This window comes from Phyllobacterium sp. YR620 (assembly GCF_900104165.1).
Taxonomy (GTDB): Bacteria; Pseudomonadota; Alphaproteobacteria; order Rhizobiales; family Rhizobiaceae; genus Phyllobacterium; species Phyllobacterium pellucidum.
In genome coordinates, this window is record NZ_FNJP01000002.1 from 147,695 (window position 1) to 169,636 (window position 21,942).

Annotated in this window: 18 protein-coding genes and 1 pseudogene; 11 read left to right on the forward strand and 8 right to left on the reverse strand. The window is 60.0% G+C overall.

What is annotated here, in order from left to right; genetic code table 11:
- Positions 1-211 precede the first annotated feature (211 nt).
- Together BLR72_RS07510 and BLR72_RS07515 are read left to right on the forward strand one after the other, a co-directional pair.
- Complete coding sequence (locus BLR72_RS07510) at positions 212-1,348, forward strand: alpha/beta hydrolase (RefSeq protein WP_091946956.1); 1,137 nt, start codon at positions 212-214, stop codon at positions 1,346-1,348.
- A 9-nt stretch (positions 1,349-1,357) separates the two neighbouring features.
- Positions 1,358-2,407: a hypothetical protein gene (locus BLR72_RS07515; protein WP_091946958.1), complete on the forward strand. Its 1,050-nt coding sequence runs from the start codon at positions 1,358-1,360 to the stop codon at positions 2,405-2,407.
- Positions 2,408-2,526: 119 nt separating this feature from the next.
- Here the strand turns inward: BLR72_RS07515 and BLR72_RS07520 are convergent, their stop codons facing one another.
- The 5 genes from BLR72_RS07520 to pgi all read right to left on the reverse strand — a co-directional run bounded on the left by BLR72_RS07520 (position 2,527) and on the right by pgi (position 9,202).
- Positions 2,527-4,509 carry a PhoX family protein gene (locus tag BLR72_RS07520; RefSeq protein ID WP_091946961.1) on the reverse strand — a complete coding sequence of 661 codons (1,983 nt, stop codon included), beginning with the start codon at positions 4,507-4,509 and terminating at the stop codon, positions 2,527-2,529.
- A gap of 91 nt (positions 4,510-4,600) precedes the next feature.
- Positions 4,601-5,590: a threonine ammonia-lyase gene (locus BLR72_RS07525; RefSeq protein ID WP_091946963.1), complete on the reverse strand. Its 990-nt coding sequence runs from the start codon at positions 5,588-5,590 to the stop codon at positions 4,601-4,603.
- A gap of 115 nt (positions 5,591-5,705) precedes the next feature.
- Complete coding sequence (locus BLR72_RS07530) at positions 5,706-6,446, reverse strand: HAD family hydrolase (RefSeq protein WP_091946966.1); 741 nt, start codon at positions 6,444-6,446, stop codon at positions 5,706-5,708.
- Positions 6,446-7,504 carry a M14 family metallopeptidase gene (locus tag BLR72_RS07535; protein WP_091946969.1) on the reverse strand — a complete coding sequence of 353 codons (1,059 nt, stop codon included), beginning with the start codon at positions 7,502-7,504 and terminating at the stop codon, positions 6,446-6,448. The genes BLR72_RS07530 and BLR72_RS07535 overlap by 1 nt, the downstream gene beginning before the upstream one ends.
- 45 nt (positions 7,505-7,549) lie before the next feature.
- The gene (gene pgi / locus BLR72_RS07540) at positions 7,550-9,202 is read right to left on the reverse strand and encodes a glucose-6-phosphate isomerase (protein ID WP_091946972.1); all 1,653 of its coding nucleotides are present in this window, start codon (positions 9,200-9,202) and stop codon (positions 7,550-7,552) included.
- A 195-nt stretch (positions 9,203-9,397) separates the two neighbouring features.
- Here pgi and BLR72_RS07545 point away from each other — a divergent pair, with 195 nt between their 5' ends.
- Both BLR72_RS07545 and BLR72_RS07550 read left to right on the forward strand, forming a co-directional pair.
- Entirely contained in the window at positions 9,398-9,841 is a 444-nt protein-coding gene (locus BLR72_RS07545; protein ID WP_091946975.1) for a CoxG family protein, read from the forward strand.
- Between the two features lie 130 nt (positions 9,842-9,971).
- A complete protein-coding gene (locus BLR72_RS07550; protein ID WP_091946978.1) occupies positions 9,972-11,585 on the forward strand; it encodes a GMC family oxidoreductase in 1,614 nt (537 codons plus the stop codon).
- A 5-nt stretch (positions 11,586-11,590) separates the two neighbouring features.
- Here the strand turns inward: BLR72_RS07550 and BLR72_RS07555 are convergent, their stop codons facing one another.
- On the reverse strand, positions 11,591-13,225 hold the full coding sequence (locus BLR72_RS07555) for a Na+/H+ antiporter (protein ID WP_091946981.1): 1,635 nt from the start codon (positions 13,223-13,225) through the stop codon (positions 11,591-11,593).
- 525 nt (positions 13,226-13,750) lie between these two features.
- On the opposite strand from BLR72_RS07555, the gene BLR72_RS07560 reads away from it, so the two are divergent.
- The gene (locus BLR72_RS07560; protein WP_091948547.1) at positions 13,751-15,472 is read left to right on the forward strand and encodes a long-chain-fatty-acid--CoA ligase; all 1,722 of its coding nucleotides are present in this window, start codon (positions 13,751-13,753) and stop codon (positions 15,470-15,472) included.
- A 15-nt stretch (positions 15,473-15,487) separates the two neighbouring features.
- Here BLR72_RS07560 and BLR72_RS07565 read toward each other — a convergent pair whose 3' ends face one another.
- On the reverse strand, positions 15,488-17,077 hold the full coding sequence (locus BLR72_RS07565) for a peptide chain release factor 3 (RefSeq protein WP_027230676.1): 1,590 nt from the start codon (positions 17,075-17,077) through the stop codon (positions 15,488-15,490).
- A 171-nt stretch (positions 17,078-17,248) separates the two neighbouring features.
- On the opposite strand from BLR72_RS07565, the pseudogene BLR72_RS22690 reads away from it, so the two are divergent.
- Together BLR72_RS22690 and BLR72_RS07575 are read left to right on the forward strand one after the other, a co-directional pair.
- A pseudogene (locus BLR72_RS22690) lies at positions 17,249-17,529 on the forward strand (type II toxin-antitoxin system RelE/ParE family toxin).
- Positions 17,530-17,549: 20 nt separating this feature from the next.
- On the forward strand, positions 17,550-17,873 hold the full coding sequence (locus tag BLR72_RS07575) for a HigA family addiction module antitoxin (RefSeq protein ID WP_244506656.1): 324 nt from the start codon (positions 17,550-17,552) through the stop codon (positions 17,871-17,873).
- 65 nt (positions 17,874-17,938) lie between these two features.
- Here BLR72_RS07575 and BLR72_RS07580 read toward each other — a convergent pair whose 3' ends face one another.
- Positions 17,939-18,748 (reverse strand): class II glutamine amidotransferase, encoded by an 810-nt coding sequence (locus tag BLR72_RS07580; protein WP_091946984.1) that lies wholly within the window; start codon positions 18,746-18,748, stop codon positions 17,939-17,941.
- 163 nt (positions 18,749-18,911) lie between these two features.
- Here BLR72_RS07580 and dut point away from each other — a divergent pair, with 163 nt between their 5' ends.
- From dut to BLR72_RS07600, 4 genes are read left to right on the forward strand one after another with little or no spacing between them, the layout of a single operon-like run.
- Positions 18,912-19,397, forward strand: coding sequence for a dUTP diphosphatase (gene dut / locus BLR72_RS07585; protein WP_091946987.1), 486 nt, complete (start codon positions 18,912-18,914; stop codon positions 19,395-19,397).
- Positions 19,398-19,433: 36 nt separating this feature from the next.
- Positions 19,434-20,252: an isocitrate lyase/PEP mutase family protein gene (locus tag BLR72_RS07590; RefSeq protein WP_091946990.1), complete on the forward strand. Its 819-nt coding sequence runs from the start codon at positions 19,434-19,436 to the stop codon at positions 20,250-20,252.
- Positions 20,253-20,909: an HAD family hydrolase gene (locus BLR72_RS07595; protein WP_091920381.1), complete on the forward strand. Its 657-nt coding sequence runs from the start codon at positions 20,253-20,255 to the stop codon at positions 20,907-20,909.
- Positions 20,909-21,913, forward strand: a complete 1,005-nt coding sequence (locus tag BLR72_RS07600) for a proline racemase family protein (protein WP_091946994.1) — start codon at positions 20,909-20,911, stop codon at positions 21,911-21,913. The genes BLR72_RS07595 and BLR72_RS07600 overlap by 1 nt, the downstream gene beginning before the upstream one ends.
- Positions 21,914-21,942: the final 29 nt, after the last annotated feature.

Sequence of the window (21,942 nt, forward strand, 5' to 3'; positions counted from 1 at the left end):
GAGGCCTCCATCGACTGGCCGGACAAGCTGGCGTGAACCGGCGCTGCTGCTCGAAGACATCCTGAATCTTGGCTATCTGGCACGGAAATTGCTGGACAATCGATGTAGGCTCGTGAGCCGGCTGCAGAATTTTGCGCAGCCACGCACGGGAAACATTGATGTTTTAGCTTTTTCAATCGGCGATTGCAGAGATTGCCATCAGGAGTTCTCAATGATCCAGCGAATAAAACTTCATGCACCTCGCGCGTGCCTGTTCGGCGTGCTGCTTGCCGCTTTAGCAGGCTGCGACGGGGGCGATGACAAACCGCAACAACCCCAAGCAACGACATTCGAGACGCCGGCTCTCCAAGCCTCGAACCTGCCACAGGAACCGGTCACCGGCACAGTTGCGGCGGTGCCCGGCACCGACAATACGCCCCCGCAGGCATCGGGCGGGGAGGCGACAGCGATCGCCCCGCAGACATCAGGCGGCGAGACGGCCCCAATCGCCAAGGCAGTCACCCGCTTCACCGAGATTGCACCCGACGAGAACGGCGGTGCAGGGTTCAAGTCATCGACCGCGTATGCCTACGATCTCGGCAATCTGGTAGCACAGATGAGCGACGATTCAGTCGCGTTTACCTCACCCATCACTATCATTACGCCGATCAAGGGCTGGGTGCGCTACCCGGAAAAGACAATCGATCCTGCCGTCGCCGCGCCAGACAAATATCCGGTCGTCATCTTCGAGCACGGCAACCATAATAATGCAGATCCGAGCTACCAGGGCTATGACTATTTGGCAAAGGATCTGGCCGAGCACGGCTATGTGGTGCTTTCGATTGATGCCAACGCCATCAATCCTAACGACAGGTCGAGCCAATCACGGGCGCAGCTCATACTCGGCACGCTTGATCGCATGCGCCAGATCGACGGATTTGGGCAAATCGATCTCGGTGGCAACATCGGCAAGCTCGATCCGCTCAAGGGCAAGCTCGATTTTACCCGCGTCGGCATCATGGGGCATTCGCGTGGCGGTCAGGCCGTTGCCAACACCATCGTCTTTAACAAGACTCGCCGCGGCGTGAAGGACGCCGACTTAAAAAGCGCGTTGCTGGCGAAGCCCAACAGCTACGCCGCTGCCTACCCAGATCTCGCCGCCGCCATCATACCAGCCGCCACGGGCAAACCTGCCACAATAGATGATGCGAAGTTCGCTGCGGCTGTCACGAAATACAACATCTTCAATGCCCAGGGCAGCGAAGCGTCGTCCTACGACTTCAAGGGAGCATTCATGCTGGCCCCTACCGACTTTGCCGGCGTGACCGGCCTCGACCACGTTCCACTCGCCAGTCTTCTGCCGTCTTGAGATGGCGACGTGTCCAACCTTCAGGGGGCAAGGGCATTCGACCACAATCGCTTTGGACCGTTAGATGATACGACGCCGCGCTACCAGATCCTACACCGGGGTGCCAATCACAACTTCTACAACACGGTATGGTCTGCACGGGATAATATCCAGAATACCTGCAAGTTCACGCGATCTTACCTCAATGCCGAAGAACAGCGTCGCGGCGGTCTTTTCATCATCAATTCGTTCATGCGCTACCACGTCGGCGGCGAGCAGAAATTCGCCTCCTATTGGAACGGTCTTGCTCAGCTACCCAAACCGGCGTGCCCATTTGGCAAGGCAAGCTGTGACGAGCGGGTCGTGTTGACCGTGCAGACGGATGCAGCCCGCAGCAAGCTGATCCAACGTTTCGATGACACAGCCAGCATGACACAGAACAAGCTTGGCGGGGCCGTCACCTTTGGCAGCTTCGATACGATGCAGCGTTACGGTATGCCGAGAGGTGGCGACACTGCAAAGTGGGAGATGCCACTCCTCGACGGTTTCGGCGATATCAAGTCGCTGGCCGATCATGTCGAACTGGCCTGGACCAAAGAGGGACCGACGATAACAAACGACCTCGCCGGCATTTCGGCGGAGGGCTTCGATTCGCTAACGTTCCGAATAGCGGTTGCTCAGCCAGTACGTCAGGAGGTACTGGTCACACTTACCGACGGTAGGGGCAAATCCGCGACTGTTACCGCAAGCGAGTTCACCGATGCGCTCTACAACTTTCCGCGTCCGAAAGGCGATGGGCGCCCCATGGTCGACCATCCGGCTGACACGCCACTGATTGGGGATACTTTCGTCAATGTGCTCAGTATGGTCGCCATTCCACTGAAAGCCTTCGACAGCATCGACACGACCAACCTGAAGGAATTGAAGCTCGCCTTCCCCAAAGAATGGGGGAAGGTGGCTATTACCGATATCGAACTGCAAAATCTCGGGCGGGACAAGCCGGCGCCAGGCCCAGCGACAGCCGCAACCGACGGTTCGCCGATCGAAGGGACATTTGCCCCAACCCTTGCTGGTAAATGACAAATACAGTCCCGCCGCATAGGTGCGGCGGGACTGACCATCAACTGTCTTGATCGCAGGCGTTTCGCCAGTGCCGTGTGCACACCATACGCCCGCTGTCAGTCGCGGACCAGCCAGTCTCAAACGCCGATCTTGCCCCCGCCCTTTTTGGTGATGGCAACGACGGAGGGGCGGACCGGCATGTCATCCCTGAAATCCGGCCAGCGCGTCGACAGGTCCTCATAGTAGGAGGGACGGCCGAAGCCTTCCCAGTCCTCGCCGCCATCGCCAGGATGCTGCACCGCTACCATCATCGTCGCCATGTCCGGCAGCATCAGCGGGCCGCACATTTCCGCGCCGACGGGCACGCGGAAGAAGAGTTTCGATGTGGTGCGGGCCGGGCCAGCGATATCAACCGCCCAGATACCGTCGGTGCGGCCGGTTTCCTTCGGCGAGTTGCCATCCGTCGCGACCCAGAGCCGGCCGTCAGCATCGACGGCGCAATTATCAGGCATGCCGAACCAGCCATTCTTGGTCGTATCGGTCGAGAACGACGCGCCGACATCGGCCACGGATGGATCGCCGCATTTCAACAGGATTTCCCACTTGCCCTTGGTGGCGGCAAAATCGCCGCCGTCCTCGGTGATTTCAATGATGTGGCCAAAGGCGTTCTTGGCGCGTGGATTGGCGGCGTCGATCTGGTCGTCCTTGCGCTTGGTGTTGTTGGTCAGCATCACATACACCTTGCCGTTGACACCATTCGGCTGGATATCTTCGGGTCGATCCATCTTGGTCGCCCCGAGCAGATCGCCGGCGCGGCGGGTCTCGATGAGCACGTCGGCCTGCGAGGCAAAACCGTTCTCCGCGTTGAGCGGACCCGAGCCATGGACGATGGGCAGCCATTCGACGCCGCCCTCCGCATCGAACTTTGCGACATAGAGCGTGCCGTCGTTGAGAAGGTCCATATTGGCGGCACGATCGTCCGGATTGAATTTGCCGGACGTGACGAATTTGTAGACATAGTCGAAGCGGGAATCATCGCCGAGATAAAAGACGACCTGACCGCCCTCAGCGACGATCGATTCAGCGCCCTCATGTTTGAAACGGCCCATCGTCGTGCGCTTCTTCGGTACCGAAGCCGGGTCATTGACATCCACCTCGACGACCCAGCCGAAGCGGTTGGCCTCGTTCGGCTCCTTGGCAATATCGAAGCGATCGTGGAACTTGCCCCACTCATAGGCGGTTTCGGGAATGCCGAGCCGCTTGTAGTTGGCAGCTTCCTTGCTGTCCTTCGGCAGTTCACCGCTGAAGTAGCCGTTGAAATTCTCCTCCGACATCACATAGGTGCCCCAAGGGGTGACGCCGCCGGCGCAGTTGTTCATCGTGCCAAAGACCTTGGTACCGGAGGGATCGGCGTTGGTCTTGACGCGGTCATGGCCGGCGACGGGTCCGGTAAGCTGCATTTCGGTATTGGCCGTGATGCGGCGGTTCAGCTTGCCATCCTTCACCACCTGCCACTTGCCGTCGACTTTCTTGATTTCGACAATGGTGCCGCCATGGGCCGCCATTTCGATATCGACGCGTTTCTGGTCGGCCGGCGCGACTTCGATCTTGCCCTCGACAACCTTGACGATGCCGGGGAACATCAAATGCTCGTTCGTATATTCGTGGTTGACCACAAGCAGGCCGTGCTCGGAAGAACCGTCGATCGGGATAAACCCGACATAGTCGTTATTGTAGCCGAACTGCTTCGCTTGGGCTTCGGGACTCTGGTTCTTCGGGTCGAACTCCGGCGAATCGGGGAAGAGGGCGTCGCCCCAGCGCAGCAGCACATCCGCATCGTAACCGGAAGCCACGTGGTGTTCCTGGTCGATGCCAGCCTCAACTTCCTCAAAGACGAAAGCCGATTTTTCCTCGGCGCGGGCATCGTCAGCAAGCATGAGGGCCATCGGGCTGACGGTCGCCGCGATGGCCGAAACCGCGAGCGAGCCTTTCAGGAAACCGCGGCGCGAAAAACGTGATGCTATGATCTCGCCCATCGTCGGGTTGTCGGTCGGGTTATGGCCCGGTCCGTCGTTTTCTTCGAGCAGGCTGGTGCGAAACGGTTGGGATTGGTCGATCATGGCTCACCTCTGGCTATCTGGCTGGGGGGACGAAACCCAAGCCTACCGCCCTCTTGTGACGACCAAGTAACAACCGCAGCGGTCTTTTGCCTCAAGCCGCTGCGATCATCCCGCCATAGATGTCGAGATCGACATTTCCGCCCGAAAGGACGACGACGACGGTTTTGCCTTCGATATCCACCTCGCCGCTGGCGAGCGCCGCGAAGGCCGCACAGCCGCCCGGTTCGACGATCAGTTTCAGGTGATTGGCCGCGTCGCGCATGGCTCCGCGCACCGTGCTGTCTGACACTGCGATGGCACCGGCTAGATTGTGCTTGTTGATCGGGAAGGTGAGTTCGCCCGGCTGCGGCGTCAGGATGGCGTCGCAGATCGAACAGTGACCAGCCGCGTTGGTGACGCGCTCTCCAGCAATAAGCGAGCGGCGCAAATCATCGAAATGCTCCGGTTCCGCGCCCCAGATCCGCGTCCTCGGCGAACCGGCCTTGACCGCGACCGAGATGCCGCTGATCAGACCACCGCCTCCGGTCGGCACGAAGAGGTCATCGATTTCAAAGCCGCGCTCCTTTGCCTCGGCCACGAGTTCGAGCCCTATGGTGCCCTGCCCCGCCATGATCGAGGGGTCGTCGTAGGGCGGCACGAGTATCATCCCACGGTCCTCGATGAAGGGCGTCGCTACATCGTCGCGGTTCTGGTTGTAACGGTCGTAGAGGATGACTTCAGCGCCATAGGAGCGCGTATTGGCGATCTTGGTCTGTGGCGCATCGCTCGGCATGATGATTACTGCGTTGATGCCAAATAGTTTTGCGGAGCTCGCAACGCCCTGCGCGTGATTGCCCGACGAATAGGCGATGATGCCCCGTTCGCGCTCGGCTTCGTTAAACTGGCTTATGCGGTTATAGGCGCCGCGAAACTTGAACGAACCGGTCCGCTGCAGACATTCCGGCTTAAACAGGATGCGCGCCTTGTATTTGGCATTGAGCGCTTCCGATTCGACAAGTCGCGTCGATGCCAACTGTCCCTCAAGCCGCCCGGCCGCGGCCTTTACATCTTCTATACCAACGGCAAAATCCTGACTGTCCATGCGGCCCTCGCTGGCGAATAATGGCAATGGCGAATTCATAGCACTGCGATCGGCTCACAGCACCCAAATCATTGTCATCATTGTAGCAGGATCGGCGCTGACGCGCTGGGCCTTCTCAGGCCCGATCGGCTTCAGCCCGATGCGCAAGAAACGCCGGCAGTTCGGCGATGGAACCGAGAATGGCGTCGCTCAACGGACCGAGATCGTCAAGCGTGCTGTTGCCCGAGAGAACGCCAATGGCGAGGCCCGCGCCTGCGGCATGCGCCATCTCGAGATCATGCGCATTGTCGCCAACCATGGCGATGGCGGCGGGTGCGATACCGGTACGCTCGGCGAAGAGATGCAGCTGGTCGGCATGGGGTTTGGCGCGAGCGACAGAATCGTAACCGATTATAAGGTTAAACAGGGCAGTCAGCCCGAGTGCCTCGGCCGTTGCGCGTGCGCCGGCCTCGGAATCATTGGTGGCGATGCCGAGCACGTAGCCTTGCGCCACCAGCGCTTCCAGAGTTTCGCGCAAGCCGTCAATGCCGACAGCGCGGCGGGAGCCTTCGCTCACCGCATAATCGTCGTAGGCGCGAATGCGTTCGCGCTTTTCCTCAAGTGTCAGTTCGGGATGCCAAAGGTCGACGATATCGTGAATCGTTCCGGCAGCGACAACAGAGCCGCCGCGGAACTTTTCCATCTCCCAATCGTACCCGCCCGCCTCGACGAGCGCCCGCGCCTTTGCTTCATCGCCTGCAGCCGCCTCGCGGGCAATCTCCATGGTGATGCCGAACCAGGTGCGGTTAAAATCGACAAGCGTTCCGTCCTTGTCGAACAGAATTCCACGAATCTGCGCCGAGCGGGTGGTTGCCATCATGCCTCCAGCGAGCCTGGACGCGCCGTCTCCGAGCGCTTCGAGCCGAGGAGTTTCAGCAGGTCGTCGCCACGGCGGGTATAGCGGTGGCTGCGCCGCGTCAGAATCCGCCCGGCCTGCGGCGCGGTCAGGACGATGTCCCCGCCTGCATCGCCCGGAACGGTGACAACCGTCACGAGCTTGTCGCCCTCTTTAACCTCTGCGCCGATCTCGACGTGGAAGAGGATCATGCCGCCCTGCGGGGCGCGGATCATTTCGACATTTTCGAGCGGGGTCACTGGCCCTTTGAAATCGATATCGAGTTTCACTGCCGCATCGGTAATGACGCCGCGGTGCACGAGGAAACGGTAGAGACCAAGGGCATCCGACCTGCCCGTCTCAACGCCAACATCGGCAACGCCGCGAAACTCGACGGTCGTCACCGCCCGGCGATTCACATTGCGTTCCTCCTTTGACAGCTGGATCACAGGATGGGCGCAGGCCTCCTCGAATGCGGCATCTGCGGTGCTGCTCCAGGAAAGGATGGCGGTCGATCCGAGCGCCGACGCCAGATCGTACATTTCAGGCAGGAATGCCTGATGGATATAGACATAGCTTTCGCTTTCGTCATCGCAATGGAGATCGAGGACGATTTCATGCGGCAGGGCTAGGCGCAGAAGCTGGGCTTTCAGCCTTTCAGCCAGAGATTTTGGCGCGTCCACGCCTGGAAGACCCGACGTGTCGAAGCCTTCAAGCAAGGGAAAGGACCGGTTGAAATTCACGCTCGAGAAATAGTCGAAGCGGCCAAGATGCTCGTGCGCCAGCCATTGTGCCGAGGCAATCGGATTGGCTTGGGGGACGACCGTGATATTGCCGGCAAGGCGGCCCTCGCGCTCAGCCTTCTCCAGCATCGGAATGAGAAAATGCAAGGCAGCCTGACCGGGAAGCTCGGAGCCGTGCAATGATGATTGCAGATAGGCAGTGACGGCCTTGTCGTCCTTGCCCTCAAAGCGCAGGACGCGCAGTTCAATGCTGTTGCCCGGCACATCGCCGGCCAGCGTGATCGTTTCGGTCTTCATCGCTCTCTCCCGAGTATGCTTGGTATAATTGTTGGAACCTTAGGCCTATTTGCCACGCCGCTTGCGCAGGTGGGCGACAAGACCTTGCGTCGAAGCGTCCTTGTCCTTTGCCGTTTCCGCTCCGGAGACCACGGGCAGCAGCTCCGTCGCCAGTTCCTTGCCAAGCTCAACGCCCCATTGATCGAAGGCGTTGATCCCGAAAATCTGCGCCTCTACAAAAACCCGGTGCTCGTAGAGCGCGATCAGCCGGCCAAGCGTATAGGGATCGAGCTTGTCGTGAATGATGGTGATCGAAGGCCGGTTGCCGGTAAAAACTCGGTGCGGCGCAAGCCGCTTAACCTCGGATTTCGATAGGTTCTTGGCGGCAAGCTGCGTTGCCGCCTCCTCCAACGTGCGTCCCTTCATCAGCGCTTCCGACTGGGCAAGGCAGTTCGCCATCAACATCTCATGCTGGTTGTCGAGATTGGGCTCGTGCCCCGTGGCCGCAACGATAAATTCCACCGGAATCGTATCGGTTCCCTGGTGCAGAAGCTGGAAGAAGGCATGCTGTCCATTCGTGCCGGGCTCGCCCCACACCACAGGGCCGGTCGGACCGGCAACCGGCTTGCCGTCGATCGTCACACCCTTGCCGTTCGATTCCATGTCGAGCTGCTGCAAATAGGCCGGGAGCCGGGCGAGGCGTTGATCGTAGGGAATGACCGCGCGGCTCGTATAGCCCGATATCGCGCGATGCCAGTAGCCGACAATGCCGAGCATAATCGGCAGGTTTTTCTTCAACGGCGTCTTGCGGAAATGCTCGTCCATGGCGTGGGCGCCATCAAGGAAACGGCCGAAATTCTCCGGTCCTATCGCGATCATCAGCGGCAGGCCGATTGCCGACCATATCGAATAGCGGCCGCCGACCCAATCCCAGAAACCGAAGATGCGGTCGGCCGGAATGCCGAAAGCGTCGACCTTGTCGAGCGCTGTCGATACGGCCGCAAAATGCTGTCCGACAGCCTCTTCGCCAAGCGCATCGGCGATCCATTTGCGTGCCGCCTTGGCGTTGGTCATGGTTTCGATGGTCGTGAAGGTTTTCGACGCAACAATGATCAGGGTCGTTGCGGGGTCGAGTTTGGCGAGCGTATCGGCAATATGGGCGCCATCGACGTTGGAGACGAAATGGGCGCGGGGGCCGTCATGATAGGGCGATAGCGCAAGCGTCGCCATGGCGGGGCCGAGATCGGACCCGCCTATGCCGATATTGACGATATCGGTGATCGGCTTGCCCTTCGAACCCTTGATCGCACCCGAACGCAAGCCATCGGCAAACGCGCCCATGCGCTCAAGCACGTCCTTGACGCCGGGCATGACGTCTTCACCGTCGACCTTGATCGGCTTGCCGGACCGGTTGCGCAGGGCGACATGCAGTACCGCGCGGCCCTCGGTATTGTTTATTGGTTTGCCGGCAAACATCGCGTCGCGACGCTCCTCGACCTTCGCCGCCTTGGCGACGTCAGCAAGCAGAGCCATGGTATTGTCATTGACGAGGCACTTCGACCAATCGAGCAGGAGATCATCGAGTTCGAGGGAATAGCGGGAAAAGCGCTTCGGATCCTCGGCGAAGGCGCTGCGCATGTTGCGCGGGGCGCCGTTTTTCCAGTGATCCTTGAGAGCCTTGACCGAACGTTTTACTTCGTTCGCTTGTTCTGACGCCATTTTCGTCTCCTGCAACAATGCTTCGGGCGTGGGCAAACTGCCACTCAAACGGTTTGAATTCAATTCACCGAAGGGAGAATCTCATGCTTTCTTCGCTGCGGCGAACATGCCTTGCCAATTGCGGGAAAACTGCGGCACGCGCCGCTTCATTTTCACCGCAAAACCATCTAGCCTCCGCTTCGGGAGGAGCCAATCATGGATTTGACTGGAGAGGAAAGGATCGTTGCACCGCGCGATACCGTATGGAAAGCGCTGAACGATCCGGAGATTTTGAAAGCGTGCATCCCGGGCTGTGAAAGTCTGGAGAGAATCTCAGATACCGAGCTTGCAGCAGTTGTCGGCGTCAAGATAGGACCGGTCAAGGCACGCTTCAAAGGCAAGGTCGAGCTTTCCAATCTCAATCCGCCCCAGTCCTATACGATCTCCGGCGAAGGCACCGGCGGGATTGCGGGTTTTGCCAAGGGCGGAGCCGACGTAACGCTTATCGACGAGGGCGCGGAGACCGTGCTCGCCTACGTCGTCAATGCCGATGTCGGCGGCAAGATTGCCCAGCTCGGCAGCCGCCTGATCGCATCGACTTCGAAAAAGCTCGCGACGCAGTTCTTCGAGAACTTCAATGCGGCGGTGAGCGGCGGGTAGAGAAGGCAAGAAATGCGCGGATCCTTCTTCCTGTCGCATTTTCCATAGGCCGTGACGGAAAGCCGTTTGGGTTTAGGGGATCGAAGGCGGGTATCTTTCCCGGACATATTCGCATTCGGGCAAGGCATCTATGCGCTCCTTTGACTTCATCATCGTCGGTTCCGGTTCTGCCGGCTCAGTCGTTGCCAATCGCCTCTCGGAGAATGGGCGCTACTCCGTGCTCGTGCTTGAGGCGGGCGGCTCCGATCGGCGATTCTTCATCGCCATGCCGCTCGGCTACGGCAAGACCTTCTATGACCAATCCGTCAACTGGATGTACCGCGCCGAACCGGACCCCGGCCTTGCCGGCAATGCCGACTACTGGCCGCGCGGCAAGGTGCTGGGCGGATCGAGTTCGATCAATGCCATGGTTTATGTCCGGGGCGCCCGCGAGGATTTCGACGATTGGCGCGACCGCGGCAATCCGGGTTGGGGCGCTGCCGATGTCTGGCCGATCTTCAAGGCATTGGAGGACCATGACGGCCCGTCGGACACTCTTGGCCGTGGCGGGCCGCTGCATGTCAGCGATTGCTCCAAATTGTTTCACCCGCTTGCCAACAAGCTGATTATCGCGGCGCAGGAGGCAGGCCTCGCCCACAATCCCGATTTCAACGGCGCGAGCCAGGAGGGCGTCGGCGCCTTTCAGCTGACGACGAAGGGTGGCCGGCGCATGTCGGCGGCGCGGGCTTTTTTGCGTCCGGCGATGAAACGGCCCAATGTGACGGTACTGACCGGCGCCATGGTGACCCGCATCCTCTTCGAGGGCAAGCGGGCCGTGGGCGTGGCATTTACGCGGAATGGGCGCAGCGAAACGGTGAAGGCGGGCCGCGAAGTCATTCTTTCCGGCGGCTCGGTGAATACGCCGCAGCTGCTCGAAATTTCCGGCATCGGCGATCCGGCGCGGCTTTCGCAACTTGGCATCGACGTCGTTTACGCAAACCCGAATGTCGGCGAAAACCTGCAGGACCATCTCGGCATAAATTATACCTATCGCGCCAATGTTCCGTCGCTCAATCAGGTGCTGAGGCCATGGTGGGGCAAGGCGATTGCCGGTATCGAGTATCTCTTGCTGCGCACGGGACCGCTTTCGATCAGCATGAACCAGGGGGGCGGTTTCTTCCGCACCGATCCGTCACGGACGCGTGCGAATATGCAGCTCTATTTTCAGGCGTTTTCGACGATTGTGCCGAAGAACGGCGAGCGTCCTATACTGACGCCCGACCCCTGGCCGGGATTTTCCATTGGCCTGTCGAACTGCCGCCCGACCAGCACCGGCTCGATTCACATCCGTTCCGTCGATCCGATGCAAGCGCCGCAGATCGTGGCGAATGCCTTCTCGACCGAGCATGACGTTGCCGAAATGCTCGACGCGGTCAAATTCCTGCGCAAGGTGGCGGCGACGCCCACCATGTCGAAGCTGATCGTCGAGGAATTATTGCCGGGACCCCTCTGCCGAAGCGACGAGGAATTGATCGCCGATTTTCGCAAGCGCAGCGGCACGGTCTACCATCCGGTGTCGACCTGCCGCATGGGGCCGGATCCGGCCCAGTCGGTCGTCGATCCGCGGCTGAAAGTGCATGGCGTGGATGGCCTCAGGATCATCGACTGCTCAATCTTTCCGAACATCATTAGCGGCAACACCAACGCCGCCGCGATGATGGTTGGCGCCAAGGGCGCGGCGCTGGTGATCGAGGATTTGCAGTGAATCGTCTACCCGTACCGCGCCTCGAGCAGATCGATATCGCGCACCATCTTCGTTGCGACGGCAGTCTCTAGCCGCCGGGCGCGCACCAGCCGATAGATCTCCTGGCGCTCCGCTTTCAGCGCCGTCGTGAACAGCACTTTCTCGACTTCGTCGGTCTGCGCGGTCTGCTCACGCTCTTCACCGAGACGCATGCGGCCGTCAATGCGCTTGCGGTAGAGTTCCATGATCTGCGCCGCCACATCCGCGTAGAGATCGGCATCCGGGCGGCCAGCGGCGAGATCGTGCTGCGCGCGCTCGACCGCCATGATGGCCGCTTCTGCGGCGGCGATACGGGCGTAATCTTCCTCCTTGCGATGCGAGGCCTCGACAGGAACCTCGATATTGTTCAGCAGGCGTGGAAGGGCGATGCTGGCAACAACTAGCGAGAGGATGATGACGCCGGCCGCAAGAAAAATAACGAGATCACGCGCCGGAAACAGGCTGCCATCATAGAGGAAAAGCGGCAAAGTCAGTATGCCGGCAAGCGTTATGGCGCCGCGAACGCCGGCAACCGACATCGTGGCGACAAGTCTCCAGCTCGGCCGCACGAGAATCTGCTCGCGCGTTCCTGCCGTTCGCGACAGGGTAATACTCCATGACGCCCAGACCCAGGCAAAACGCAGCGCACCGAGCGCGAGCGTGATGACGACGATATACACGACCAGCCACCAGGGCGACGAGCGACCCGCCGCGATATTTTCGACCGCTCCAGAGAAGATGCCGGGAAGCTGTTCGCCGAGCAGGACGAAGATTGCGCCATTGGCGGCGAACTGCACCGTATCCCAGACTGCCGTGCGGCGCACGCGCGTGACAGCCAGCGCCTGACCGGTGATCTCGGCATAGCTCATCGTGATGCCGGCGGCGACGGCGGCGAGGATGCCCGAGGCATGGACATGCTCGGCGAGAAGATAGGCACCGAATGGAATGAGCAGGCTGATCAGGATCTGCGAGCCGCTTTCTTCACCAAGATGGCGGGCGAGAAATGCCTTGCCCCTCGTTACGCCCAACGTGACGCCGACGCCAATGGCTATGCCGCCGATCGCCAGCCAAAGGAAGGTGAAGAATGCGTCCGAAATCGAGAAAGCACCCGTCAGCATAGCCGCGACGGCAAAGCGCATGCAGACGAGCCCGGACGCATCGTTCAACAGCGATTCGCCCTCGAGAATATGCATCATGCGCGAGGGTATCGGCACCCGCGCGGCAATGCCCGATACGGCGATCGGGTCCGTGGGCGATACGATCGCCGCGAGCGCAAAGGCGACGGGAAGCGGGATCGAGGGAATCATCCAGTTAATGAGATAGCCGAGGCCCACCACCGTGAAGACAACAAGGCCGAGCGCCATTTCGAGGATAATGCCCTTGTCGCGAAAGAGCCCCTCCTTCGGGATGCGCCAGCCATCGAGGAAGAGCAGCGGCGGCAGAAACAGGAGAAAGAAGATATCCGGATCGAGTTCCACGCGGATGGTCGTCACCGAGGCGATGAGCGCACCGAGCCCAATCTGGACCAGCGGCAGCGGCACTGGCAGGGGCAGCGCGCGCACGATGGAGTCGCTGACCACAACGGCAAGGAGCATCAACAGGATGACGGTAATGGTTTCCACAGTTGATCCGATTCGATCCGGTGATTTCAGGTTGCCACTGCTTTGTCGAGACGAACCTTGGCAACTTTGTGCCCGGATGTCACCAAATCGATGAATCGCCAGACTTGGGTAAGAATGCCGGACATCCAGTTTTTACGTTTACGTTAATGTAAATACTTGCCAGCGCGGCGCCTCTCGCAATAGATAGCAGAGTTGGGTAGCATCGAACGCGGTGGGGAGATTGCGTTCGGGTTTGGGAAGCAAGCAGGGAGGTTTAGTGTGGCCAAAGAGACAACACGCAGGAGCAAATCCGCGCCGTCCACGGACCGTGAAGCAGCGAAGACTGCTCCGGCGTCCGTAAAAAGGACGTCCGGAACCGCCGCGAAGGCGAGTGCCGATGGTGTGGCCAAGGCCGCGGGCAAACCGGCGGCGAGGACGAAAGCTGCCGCCAATACGACAAAGCCGAAGGCTGCTGCCAAGCCTGGCACGGCCACAAAGAAGGCGGCCACGATAGCCGCGCCAAAACCTGTTAACGCCAAGCCGGCAATGCAGCCGAAAAGGGCAAAGGAGGCTGCGCAGCCAGTCGCCCACGCCTCGGCCCAGCCGACACCCAAGTTCTGGGTGAGCAATTATCCGGACGGCGTTCCGGCCGAAGTGACCTCGCCGTACGAATCCATCGCCGATCTTTTCACCCGCGTATTCAGCGACTATGCCGACAGGCCTGCTTTCAACTGCATGGGCGTGAGCATCACCTACGCGCAGCTAAAGAATTATTCCCGTGCGCTTGGGGCATGGTTTCAGTCACGCGGGCTCGAAAAGGGCGACCGCATCGCGGTGATGATGCCCAACATACTGCAATACCCTATCACCATCGCCGCCATACTTCGGGCCGGCTATACGGTCGTCAATATCAATCCGCTCTACACGCCGCGCGAGCTCGAACACCAGCTCAAGGACAGCGGCGCCAAGGCGATCGTCATTCTTGAAAATTTCGCGGCAACGCTGCAGAAAGTCATCACCAGGACGCCGGTCCAGCACGTGGTCGTCGCCGCCATGGGCGACATGATGGGTCTCAAGGGTCACGTCGTTAATCTCGTCGTGCGCCGGATAAAGAAGATGGTGCCGGCCTGGTCGCTGCCAGGGCATGTGCCGTTCAAGACAGCGCTCGCCAAGGGCGGCGCCCAAAGCATGCGGCATGTGGAACTCAAGGCGACGGATATTGCCTTCCTGCAATATACCGGCGGCACGACCGGCATCTCAAAAGGCGCGATCCTCACCCATGGCAATATCGTCGCCAATGTGGCGCAGATGAACGTCTGGTGCGACGTTGCCTATCGCCTCAAGGGCCGTCCGAAGGATCTCACCTTCATCTGTGCGCTGCCCCTTTACCACATATTCGCCCTGACGGTGAACGCGATGATGGGCATGCAGCATGGCGCGGTGAATATTCTCATTCCCAATCCGCGTGACATACCGGGCTTCGTCAAGGAGCTGCGCAAGCACAAGATGCACATCTTTCCCGGCCTTAACACGCTCTTCAACGGCCTCATGAACAATGAGGATTTCCGCAAGCTCGACTTCAGGGAGCTTATCCTTTCGCTCGGCGGCGGCATGGCTGTGCAAAAGCCGGTTGCCGATCGCTGGAAGGAGATTACCGGATGCGTGATCACCGAGGGCTATGGCCTTTCGGAAACCTCGCCCGTCGCCTCGGCCAACCGGCTCGATGCCACCGAATTTTCCGGGACGATCGGCCTCCCCGTTCCTTCCACCGACATTTCGATCCGCAATGACGACGGTAAGGAACTCGCCCTGCACGAGGTCGGCGAGATCTGTATTCGCGGCCCGCAGGTGATGGCCGGCTATTGGAACCGGCCTGACGAAACCGCAAAGGTGATGACGGCCGACGGTTTCTTCCGCTCAGGTGACATGGGGTTCATGGATGAGCGCGGCTTCACCAAGATCGTCGACCGCAAGAAGGATATGATCCTGGTTTCCGGGTTCAATGTCTACCCGAACGAGATCGAGGAAGTTGCGATGGAGCATCCCGGTATCCGCGAAGCGGCGGCGATCGGCGTTCCCAACGATCATTCGGGCGAAAGCGTAAAACTCTTCATCGTGCGCAAAGACCCGGCCCTCACCGAGGAAGCCGTGCGCGCCTTCTGCGCCGAGCGGCTGACCAACTACAAGCGCCCGCGCTCCGTCGAATTTCGCGACGATTTGCCGAAGAGCAATGTCGGCAAGATTTTGCGGCGGGAACTGCGCGGCTAGAGCCTTGGCGACCGGTCAGGCCGCCTTCTCGCGCACCTGATAATCCTTGATCGCCGTGAAGCGGATCGCCTTCCAGCGTTCCGCCTCATAGGACAGCGAAAAGCTGTTTTGGGCGAGGAACACGGGATCATTATCCAGATCATGGGCGATATCGGCGCGGTGCGCATTGATGAAGCGCTGCAACTCGGCCGGATCGTCGGCCGATATCCAACGCGCAACGGTAAAGCGTGCCGGCTCGAATCCGACAGGCAAGGTGTATTCCACCTTCAGTCGCTCAGTAAGGACATCGATCTGCAACGCCCCGACCACACCGACGATGGCCGGCGAGCCGTCATCGGGCAGGAACAGCTGCACGACGCCTTCTTCCGCCATCTGCTGCAAAGCTTCGCGCAATTTCTTGGCCTTCATCGCATCGTCGAGCCGCACCCGGCGCAGGATCTCCGGCGCAAAGTTCGGCACGCCACGGAAGAGAAGATCCTCGCCTTCCGTGAGGGTATCACCGATACGCAGCGTGCCGTGATTGGGAATGCCAACGACGTCGCCGGCCCAGGCCTCGTCGGCGATCTGGCGGCTGCGCGCAAAGAAGAATTGCGGCGCAGACAAGCTCATCGGCTTGCCGGTGCGCACGAGCTTCGCCTTCATGCCCCGGGAAAGCTTGCCCGAACACACGCGCAGGAACGCGATGCGGTCGCGATGGTTCGGGTCCATATTTGCCTGAATCTTGAAGACGAAGCCGGTCATCTTCTCTTCTTCGGCCGCGACCTTGCGCGTGTCGGCGTCCTGGTCGCGCGGGCTTGGACCGAAATCGCAGAAGGCTTCGATCAAATCGCGTACGCCGTAATTGCGCAGCGCCGAACCGAAATAGACCGGGGTCAGATGGCCTTCGCGAAAAGCCTGGAGATCGAAGGGATTGCAGGCGTCGCGAGCCAGCGTCACCTCGTCGATCCAGTCCCGGCGCTCGTTTTCGGGCAAGAGCCCCGAGGCCGCATCCGCTTCGGGGCCGTTGACCGGCGTCGGCACTTCTTCCTCGTCGCGGCGGCGCACCGTATTGTCCTTGAGATTATAGGTGCCGGCAAAGCTCTTGCCGCGCCCGATCGGCCAAGTGATCGGCGCCGTGTCGAGCGCAAGCTTCTGCTCGATCTCATCGAGAATTTCGTACGGATCGCGGCTCTCGCGGTCCATCTTGTTGATGAAAGTCACGATCGGGATGTCGCGCATGCGGCAGACCTCGAAGAGCTTCAAGGTCCGCGACTCGATACCCTTGGCGGCATCGATGACCATGACGGCGCTGTCGACGGCGGTCAGCGTGCGGTAGGTGTCGTCGGCGAAATCCTCGTGGCCTGGCGTATCCAGGAGGTTGAAGATGCAATCCTTGTACTCGAAGGTCATCACCGAGGTAACGACGGAAATGCCGCGGTCGCGTTCGATATTCATCCAGTCGGAGCGCGTCTGCATGCGATCCTTTTTGGCCTTGACCTCGCCGGCAAGCTGGATCGCCCCGCCGAAAAGCAACAGCTTTTCGGTTAGGGTGGTTTTACCGGCGTCAGGGTGCGCAATAATCGCGAAGGTACGGCGCTTGGTGACAGGATGGTCGGCAGAAGACATGAGGAAGGCTCGAACTTTGTATTGAAAGGATTGCGCGCCTTCTATCAGCCAACGCCTTCCACGTCGACACTTGGATTTGGTGAAGGGTCATAGCAATATTGTATCACGGCGTGATACTTGGACCTTGACCGCTGCTTGTATCACGATATGATACATCTATTTGAAGCGGTGATGATATGTTCATTCAAGGGCAAGCAAACCGAGGCTATTGCATCAGGGAAAAATCCAAAAGGCTTTCCACCGGACATTGTGCAGCGCGCTCATCGGAAACTGACCATGATTGAGTTTGCACGTCATTGGACGACCTCCGGTCGCCGCCGGCGAACCGGCTGGAAGCCTTGGAAAGTGCGAGGTCCGGCCAGCATTCGATCCGCATCAATGACCAATGGCGTATATGCTTCCGATGGACTCGCGCTGGCGCCATTGACGTGGAGATCATCGACTATCACTAGTTAACGCGGAGACCAGGACCATGACAATCAAGCACTCCTCGCCGCGTCCGGGTGACATGTTGCCCCCTATTCATCCGGGCGAAATCCTGCGCGAGGAGTATCTCGTCCCGCTTGATATGAGCGCCGGTGCATTGGCCAAGGCACTCCATGTGCCCCGGACACGCATAGAGCGTCTCGTGGCGGAACAGACGTCGATAACGCCGGACACCGCGTTGCGTTTGGGAAAGTTTTTCAGCACCGCGCCGGAATTCTGGATGAATTTGCAGACGGGCTATGACCTGAAGATTGAGGCTCGTGCAAAGAGGGACGAAATCGAGCAGATATTATCGTTGCAGGCCGCGTAGACAGCGCGCTCCTGAATCTACCCCGATCGTAATGCTTGCCTACTCTGCCTTCAGCCTTCGCAGCGCTACACGACCTCGACACGCCTGGCTGCCGCTTCTTCGGCCATGAAGGGCTCGATGGCGATGCGTTTCGTGTTTCGCACAGTCACGAAACTGTTGGGTGGCACCGGCATCCAGTTGCCGGCCTCACCGTCGAGCGGCTCGGAGACAACGCAGAGCCCGGCGCTCGGCGCAAGGCTTGCAGTATAGAGCGAAGGAGCGAAGCGGTCCGTGGCATAGCGCACGGCGTAAAGCTGCCGGCCGTCGGAAAAGGCTGCCGTCAGTCGAATAAAGGCAGGCACGCCCACCCGCTCGGCTTCGGCAGTGATGGCATTGACCGTGCCCGTCAGGGCCGTCGGGGCGTCATTGTCGAGACCGTGTTGCAGCATGAGCAGGAAGATCAGTTCCGAATCCGTGGAACCCAGCTTTTGCGCATAGAGGCCATCGTCGAGACGCGCCTCCAACCCGCGCCGAAGCTTATCGAAATGGCCGATCTGGCCATTGTGCATGAAGCTCCATCGACCCGACACGAAGGGATGGCAATTGGCGCGGCTCGTCGCCCCGCCGGTCGAGGCACGCACGTGGGCGAGGAAAAGGTGCGAGCGGATCTGCCGCGACAGGCTTTTCAGGTTCTGGTCCGACCAGGCTGGAAGGATGTCGCGGTAGAGGCCTGGCTCGTCGCGTTCGCCATACCAGGCAACACCGAAACCGTCGCCATTGGTGCGGGTCTTGGCTTCGTGCGCATCATGGCTCTGTGCGATCAGGGAATGGCAGGGAGAAGCAATGACATCTTCAAGATAGAGCTGCGGTCCAAGATAGGCTGCCCAACGACACATGAATCACCTGGTTAAGAGCAAGTCGGCTCACAATAGCCTGCAATTGCGCCATTGTGAATCGCCTCGATTGGAGTAGCTCGGTAGAAGGGGATTGTGTGCAAAGGATGGATGCTGCAAATCTTGTGAGTTGACGCGTGCCGCCCACTGGTGAAAAAGGTCTCTCATGTCCCAAGAAAACGATTCCGTTCGCCCAAGAAATCCTGCTCTCGGCCTGGTCAGGCTGCCGCACGGTCAGGATATAGACCTGCCCGCCTATGAAACCTCGGGATCTGCCGGAATGGATCTGCGCGCAGCGGTTCCGGCCGATCGTCCGCTCCTGCTCTTGCCGGGGCGGAGGGCCCTGGTGCCGACCGGGCTGATCTTCGAGGTGCCGCAGGGCTTCGAGGCGCAGGTGCGCCCGCGATCGGGCCTTGCCCTCAAGCATGGAATTACCTGCCTCAACACCCCGGGGACGATTGATTCCGACTATCGTGGTGAGGTAAAAGTAATCCTGATCAACCTCGGCGAAGACGACTTCTATGTGGAGCGCGGCATGCGCATTGCGCAGGTCGTCGTGGCGCCGGTGGTGCAGCTTGCGATCGAAGAGCGGCAACATGCCAGCGAGACGGCACGGGGTGCCGGCGGCTTCGGATCAACGGGAACGTTATAACAGGACGAGACTCTCAGCGTCCAATTGGAGGCCGGTATGGACAAGGGTTTGGTTTTCCGTCAGCTGCATGAAAGTCCCGAGACCTTCATCATGCCCAATCCATGGGATCCGGGAACCGCTAAATTCCTTGCCTCCATGGGATTCAAGGCGCTGGCGACCAGCAGCGCCGGGTTCGCCTTCTCGCGCGGCCTCCCCGATGGGGGGATCACCTTCGATGTGATGATGCAGCATTGCCGCGATCTCGTGGCGGCAACTGACCTGCCCATTTCCGGCGACCTTGAAAAGGGCAAGGGCGACAGTGCCGACAGCGCTGGAGAAACCATATTTGCGGCGGAAGCCGCAGGGCTCGCCGGTTGCTCGCTCGAAGATTTTTCCGGCGATCCGGCACAGCCGATCTACGAGTTTTCCCATGCGGTCGAACGTGTGGCCGCCGCCGCGGAAGCCGCGCGCGCCCTGAAGGGTGATTTCGTCTTCACCGCGCGGGCCGAAAACTTCCTGCACGGGCGCAACGATCTCGACGATACGATCAGGCGGCTGCAGGCATTCGAAGCGGCCGGAGCCGACGTGCTCTTCGCGCCCGGTATTTCCGACCGTGAAAGCATAGAAACAATTTGCAAATCCGTCTCGAAGCCGGTGAGCGTGCTTGCCCCGGCACCCTTGTCGGTCAGCGAACTCGCATTCATCGGCGTGCGGCGCATATCGCTCGGACCGCGCCTGACGACTGCCGCCTTCACCGCGATCCGGGATGCCGTGCGCGAAGTTCTCGACAAGGGCACATTCGGTTTCTCGCAAGCGGGGGTGCCATTTGGCGACCTGCAGGGGCTCTTCTCTCAAGGCATGGACAAGGACAACTGAATGACGCGCCCCGATCTGGTGATTTTCGACTGTGACGGGGTTCTGGTCGATACAGAAACGCTTGCAAACCGACACCTCGTTAAAATGCTTAACGCTTGCGGCTATGGCATTACTTTCGAGGAAGCGCGCAAGAACCTGTGCGGCATGCCAATGCGCGCAGTCAAGGACAGGGTTGAAGCCGAAGGCCATCTTCTCGGCGATGATTTTGTCGATCGCTGGTATAGAGCCATGCCGATCATCTTCGAAGCGGGCGTCGAAGCGATCCCGCATATTGAAACCGTGATAACCGCCGTCAAGAAGGCCGACCTTTCCTACTGTGTCGCCTCATCCGCCAATGTCGAAAAGATGCACCTCACGCTCGGTAAGAGCGGGCTGATCGCGCATTTCGCAGACGTCCTCTACAGCGCCTCCATGGTGGCGCGCGGCAAACCTTTCCCCGATCTCTTCCTGCATGCCGCGAGCGAAATGGGTGTCGAACCCGGCCGCGCGGTCGTGATCGAAGACAGTGTCGCGGGGACCACCGCCGGCACGGCGGCGGGCATGCGGGTATTCTCCTATTGCGGCGACGAGCATGCCGACCATGAGGGGCTGGCAGCGGCCGGCGGCATTCTGTTTGACGATATGCGAAAATTGCCAGCGCTGCTGGGGATTGCCTGATGGCGGACCTCCTCAAAGTCATCGACATGCACACCGGCGGCGAACCCTTGCGGATCGTGACGTCGGGCTATCCCGCCTTGCCGAAGAGCACAATTCTAGAAAAGCGCGCCCAGGTCCGCGACAGCTACGACAATTTGCGCAAGATCCTTATTTTCGAACCGCGCGGTCACTTCGACATGTATGGCGCTGTTCTCGTGGAACCAAACCTGCCGGGGGCGGACCTTGCGGTCCTGTTCATGCACAATGAGGGCTATTCAACCATGTGCGGCCACGCGATCATCGCGCTCGGCCGCTATGCTGTCGATTACGGCCTGGTGCCCAAGGTCGAACCGGTGACGACCGTCCATATCGAATGCCCCTGCGGCATGGTGGTTGCTTCCGTAGAAGTAAACGACGGCAAGTCCGGCGGGGTTTCCTTCGAAAGCGTTCCCGCCTTCCTTTTTGCCGCCGACCAGGAGGTGGACCTGCCAGCCTTCGGACCCGTAAAATTCGACGTCGCCTATGGCGGCGCGTTTTACGCGCTTGCCGATGCGACCCAGTTCGGCCTCGAATTCGGACGCGACCCGGCACGCAGGTTCATCGATGCGGCGACCGCCTTGACCGAAGCTGTCAAAGAAGCCGTCCCGCTCGATCATCCCGATCACAAGGACCTTGCTTTTCTTTATGGCTCGATCCTCACCGACGGCAACGACACGTGGAATGAGGCGCCGACGAAGAATGTCTGCATCTTTGCCGATGCGCAGCTCGATCGTTCGCCCACGGGTTCTGGCGTGACGGCCCGGCTTGCCGCCATGCACGCCAAGGGTCAAATCCGCGAGGGCAATGCACGCATCTTCGAAAGCATCGTCGGATCGCGCTTTGCCGGGTTTGTCGCCTCGCAGACAAAGGCGGGCAATTTTGATGCCATCACCGCTCGCGTCTCCGGCCACGCCTATTACAGCGGCAAGGCCGAATTCCTTGTCGAGGCGGACGATCCGCTTGGACAAGGATTCCTCGTTCTTTAACGAAGCACCAATATTATTAAACTAACTGG

Excerpts from the sequence above, each read along its gene's own strand:
- BLR72_RS07510 (WP_091946956.1), top strand. The coding sequence starts at position 212 with ATGATCCAGCGAATAAAACTTCATGCACCTCGCGCGTGCCTGTTCGGC.
- BLR72_RS07520 (WP_091946961.1), bottom strand. The coding sequence starts at position 4,509 with ATGATCGACCAATCCCAACCGTTTCGCACCAGCCTGCTCGAAGAAAAC.
- BLR72_RS07525 (WP_091946963.1), bottom strand. The coding sequence starts at position 5,590 with ATGGACAGTCAGGATTTTGCCGTTGGTATAGAAGATGTAAAGGCCGCG.
- BLR72_RS07530 (WP_091946966.1), bottom strand. The coding sequence starts at position 6,446 with ATGGCAACCACCCGCTCGGCGCAGATTCGTGGAATTCTGTTCGACAAG.
- BLR72_RS07535 (WP_091946969.1), bottom strand. The coding sequence starts at position 7,504 with ATGAAGACCGAAACGATCACGCTGGCCGGCGATGTGCCGGGCAACAGC.
- pgi (WP_091946972.1), bottom strand. The coding sequence starts at position 9,202 with ATGGCGTCAGAACAAGCGAACGAAGTAAAACGTTCGGTCAAGGCTCTC.
- BLR72_RS07545 (WP_091946975.1), top strand. The coding sequence starts at position 9,398 with ATGGATTTGACTGGAGAGGAAAGGATCGTTGCACCGCGCGATACCGTA.
- BLR72_RS07550 (WP_091946978.1), top strand. The coding sequence starts at position 9,972 with ATGCGCTCCTTTGACTTCATCATCGTCGGTTCCGGTTCTGCCGGCTCA.
- BLR72_RS07560 (WP_091948547.1), top strand. The coding sequence starts at position 13,751 with ATGCAGCCGAAAAGGGCAAAGGAGGCTGCGCAGCCAGTCGCCCACGCC.
- BLR72_RS07565 (WP_027230676.1), bottom strand. The coding sequence starts at position 17,077 with ATGTCTTCTGCCGACCATCCTGTCACCAAGCGCCGTACCTTCGCGATT.
- BLR72_RS07575 (WP_244506656.1), top strand. The coding sequence starts at position 17,550 with ATGACAATCAAGCACTCCTCGCCGCGTCCGGGTGACATGTTGCCCCCT.
- BLR72_RS07580 (WP_091946984.1), bottom strand. The coding sequence starts at position 18,748 with ATGTGTCGTTGGGCAGCCTATCTTGGACCGCAGCTCTATCTTGAAGAT.
- dut (WP_091946987.1), top strand. The coding sequence starts at position 18,912 with ATGTCCCAAGAAAACGATTCCGTTCGCCCAAGAAATCCTGCTCTCGGC.
- BLR72_RS07590 (WP_091946990.1), top strand. The coding sequence starts at position 19,434 with ATGGACAAGGGTTTGGTTTTCCGTCAGCTGCATGAAAGTCCCGAGACC.
- BLR72_RS07595 (WP_091920381.1), top strand. The coding sequence starts at position 20,253 with ATGACGCGCCCCGATCTGGTGATTTTCGACTGTGACGGGGTTCTGGTC.
- BLR72_RS07600 (WP_091946994.1), top strand. The coding sequence starts at position 20,909 with ATGGCGGACCTCCTCAAAGTCATCGACATGCACACCGGCGGCGAACCC.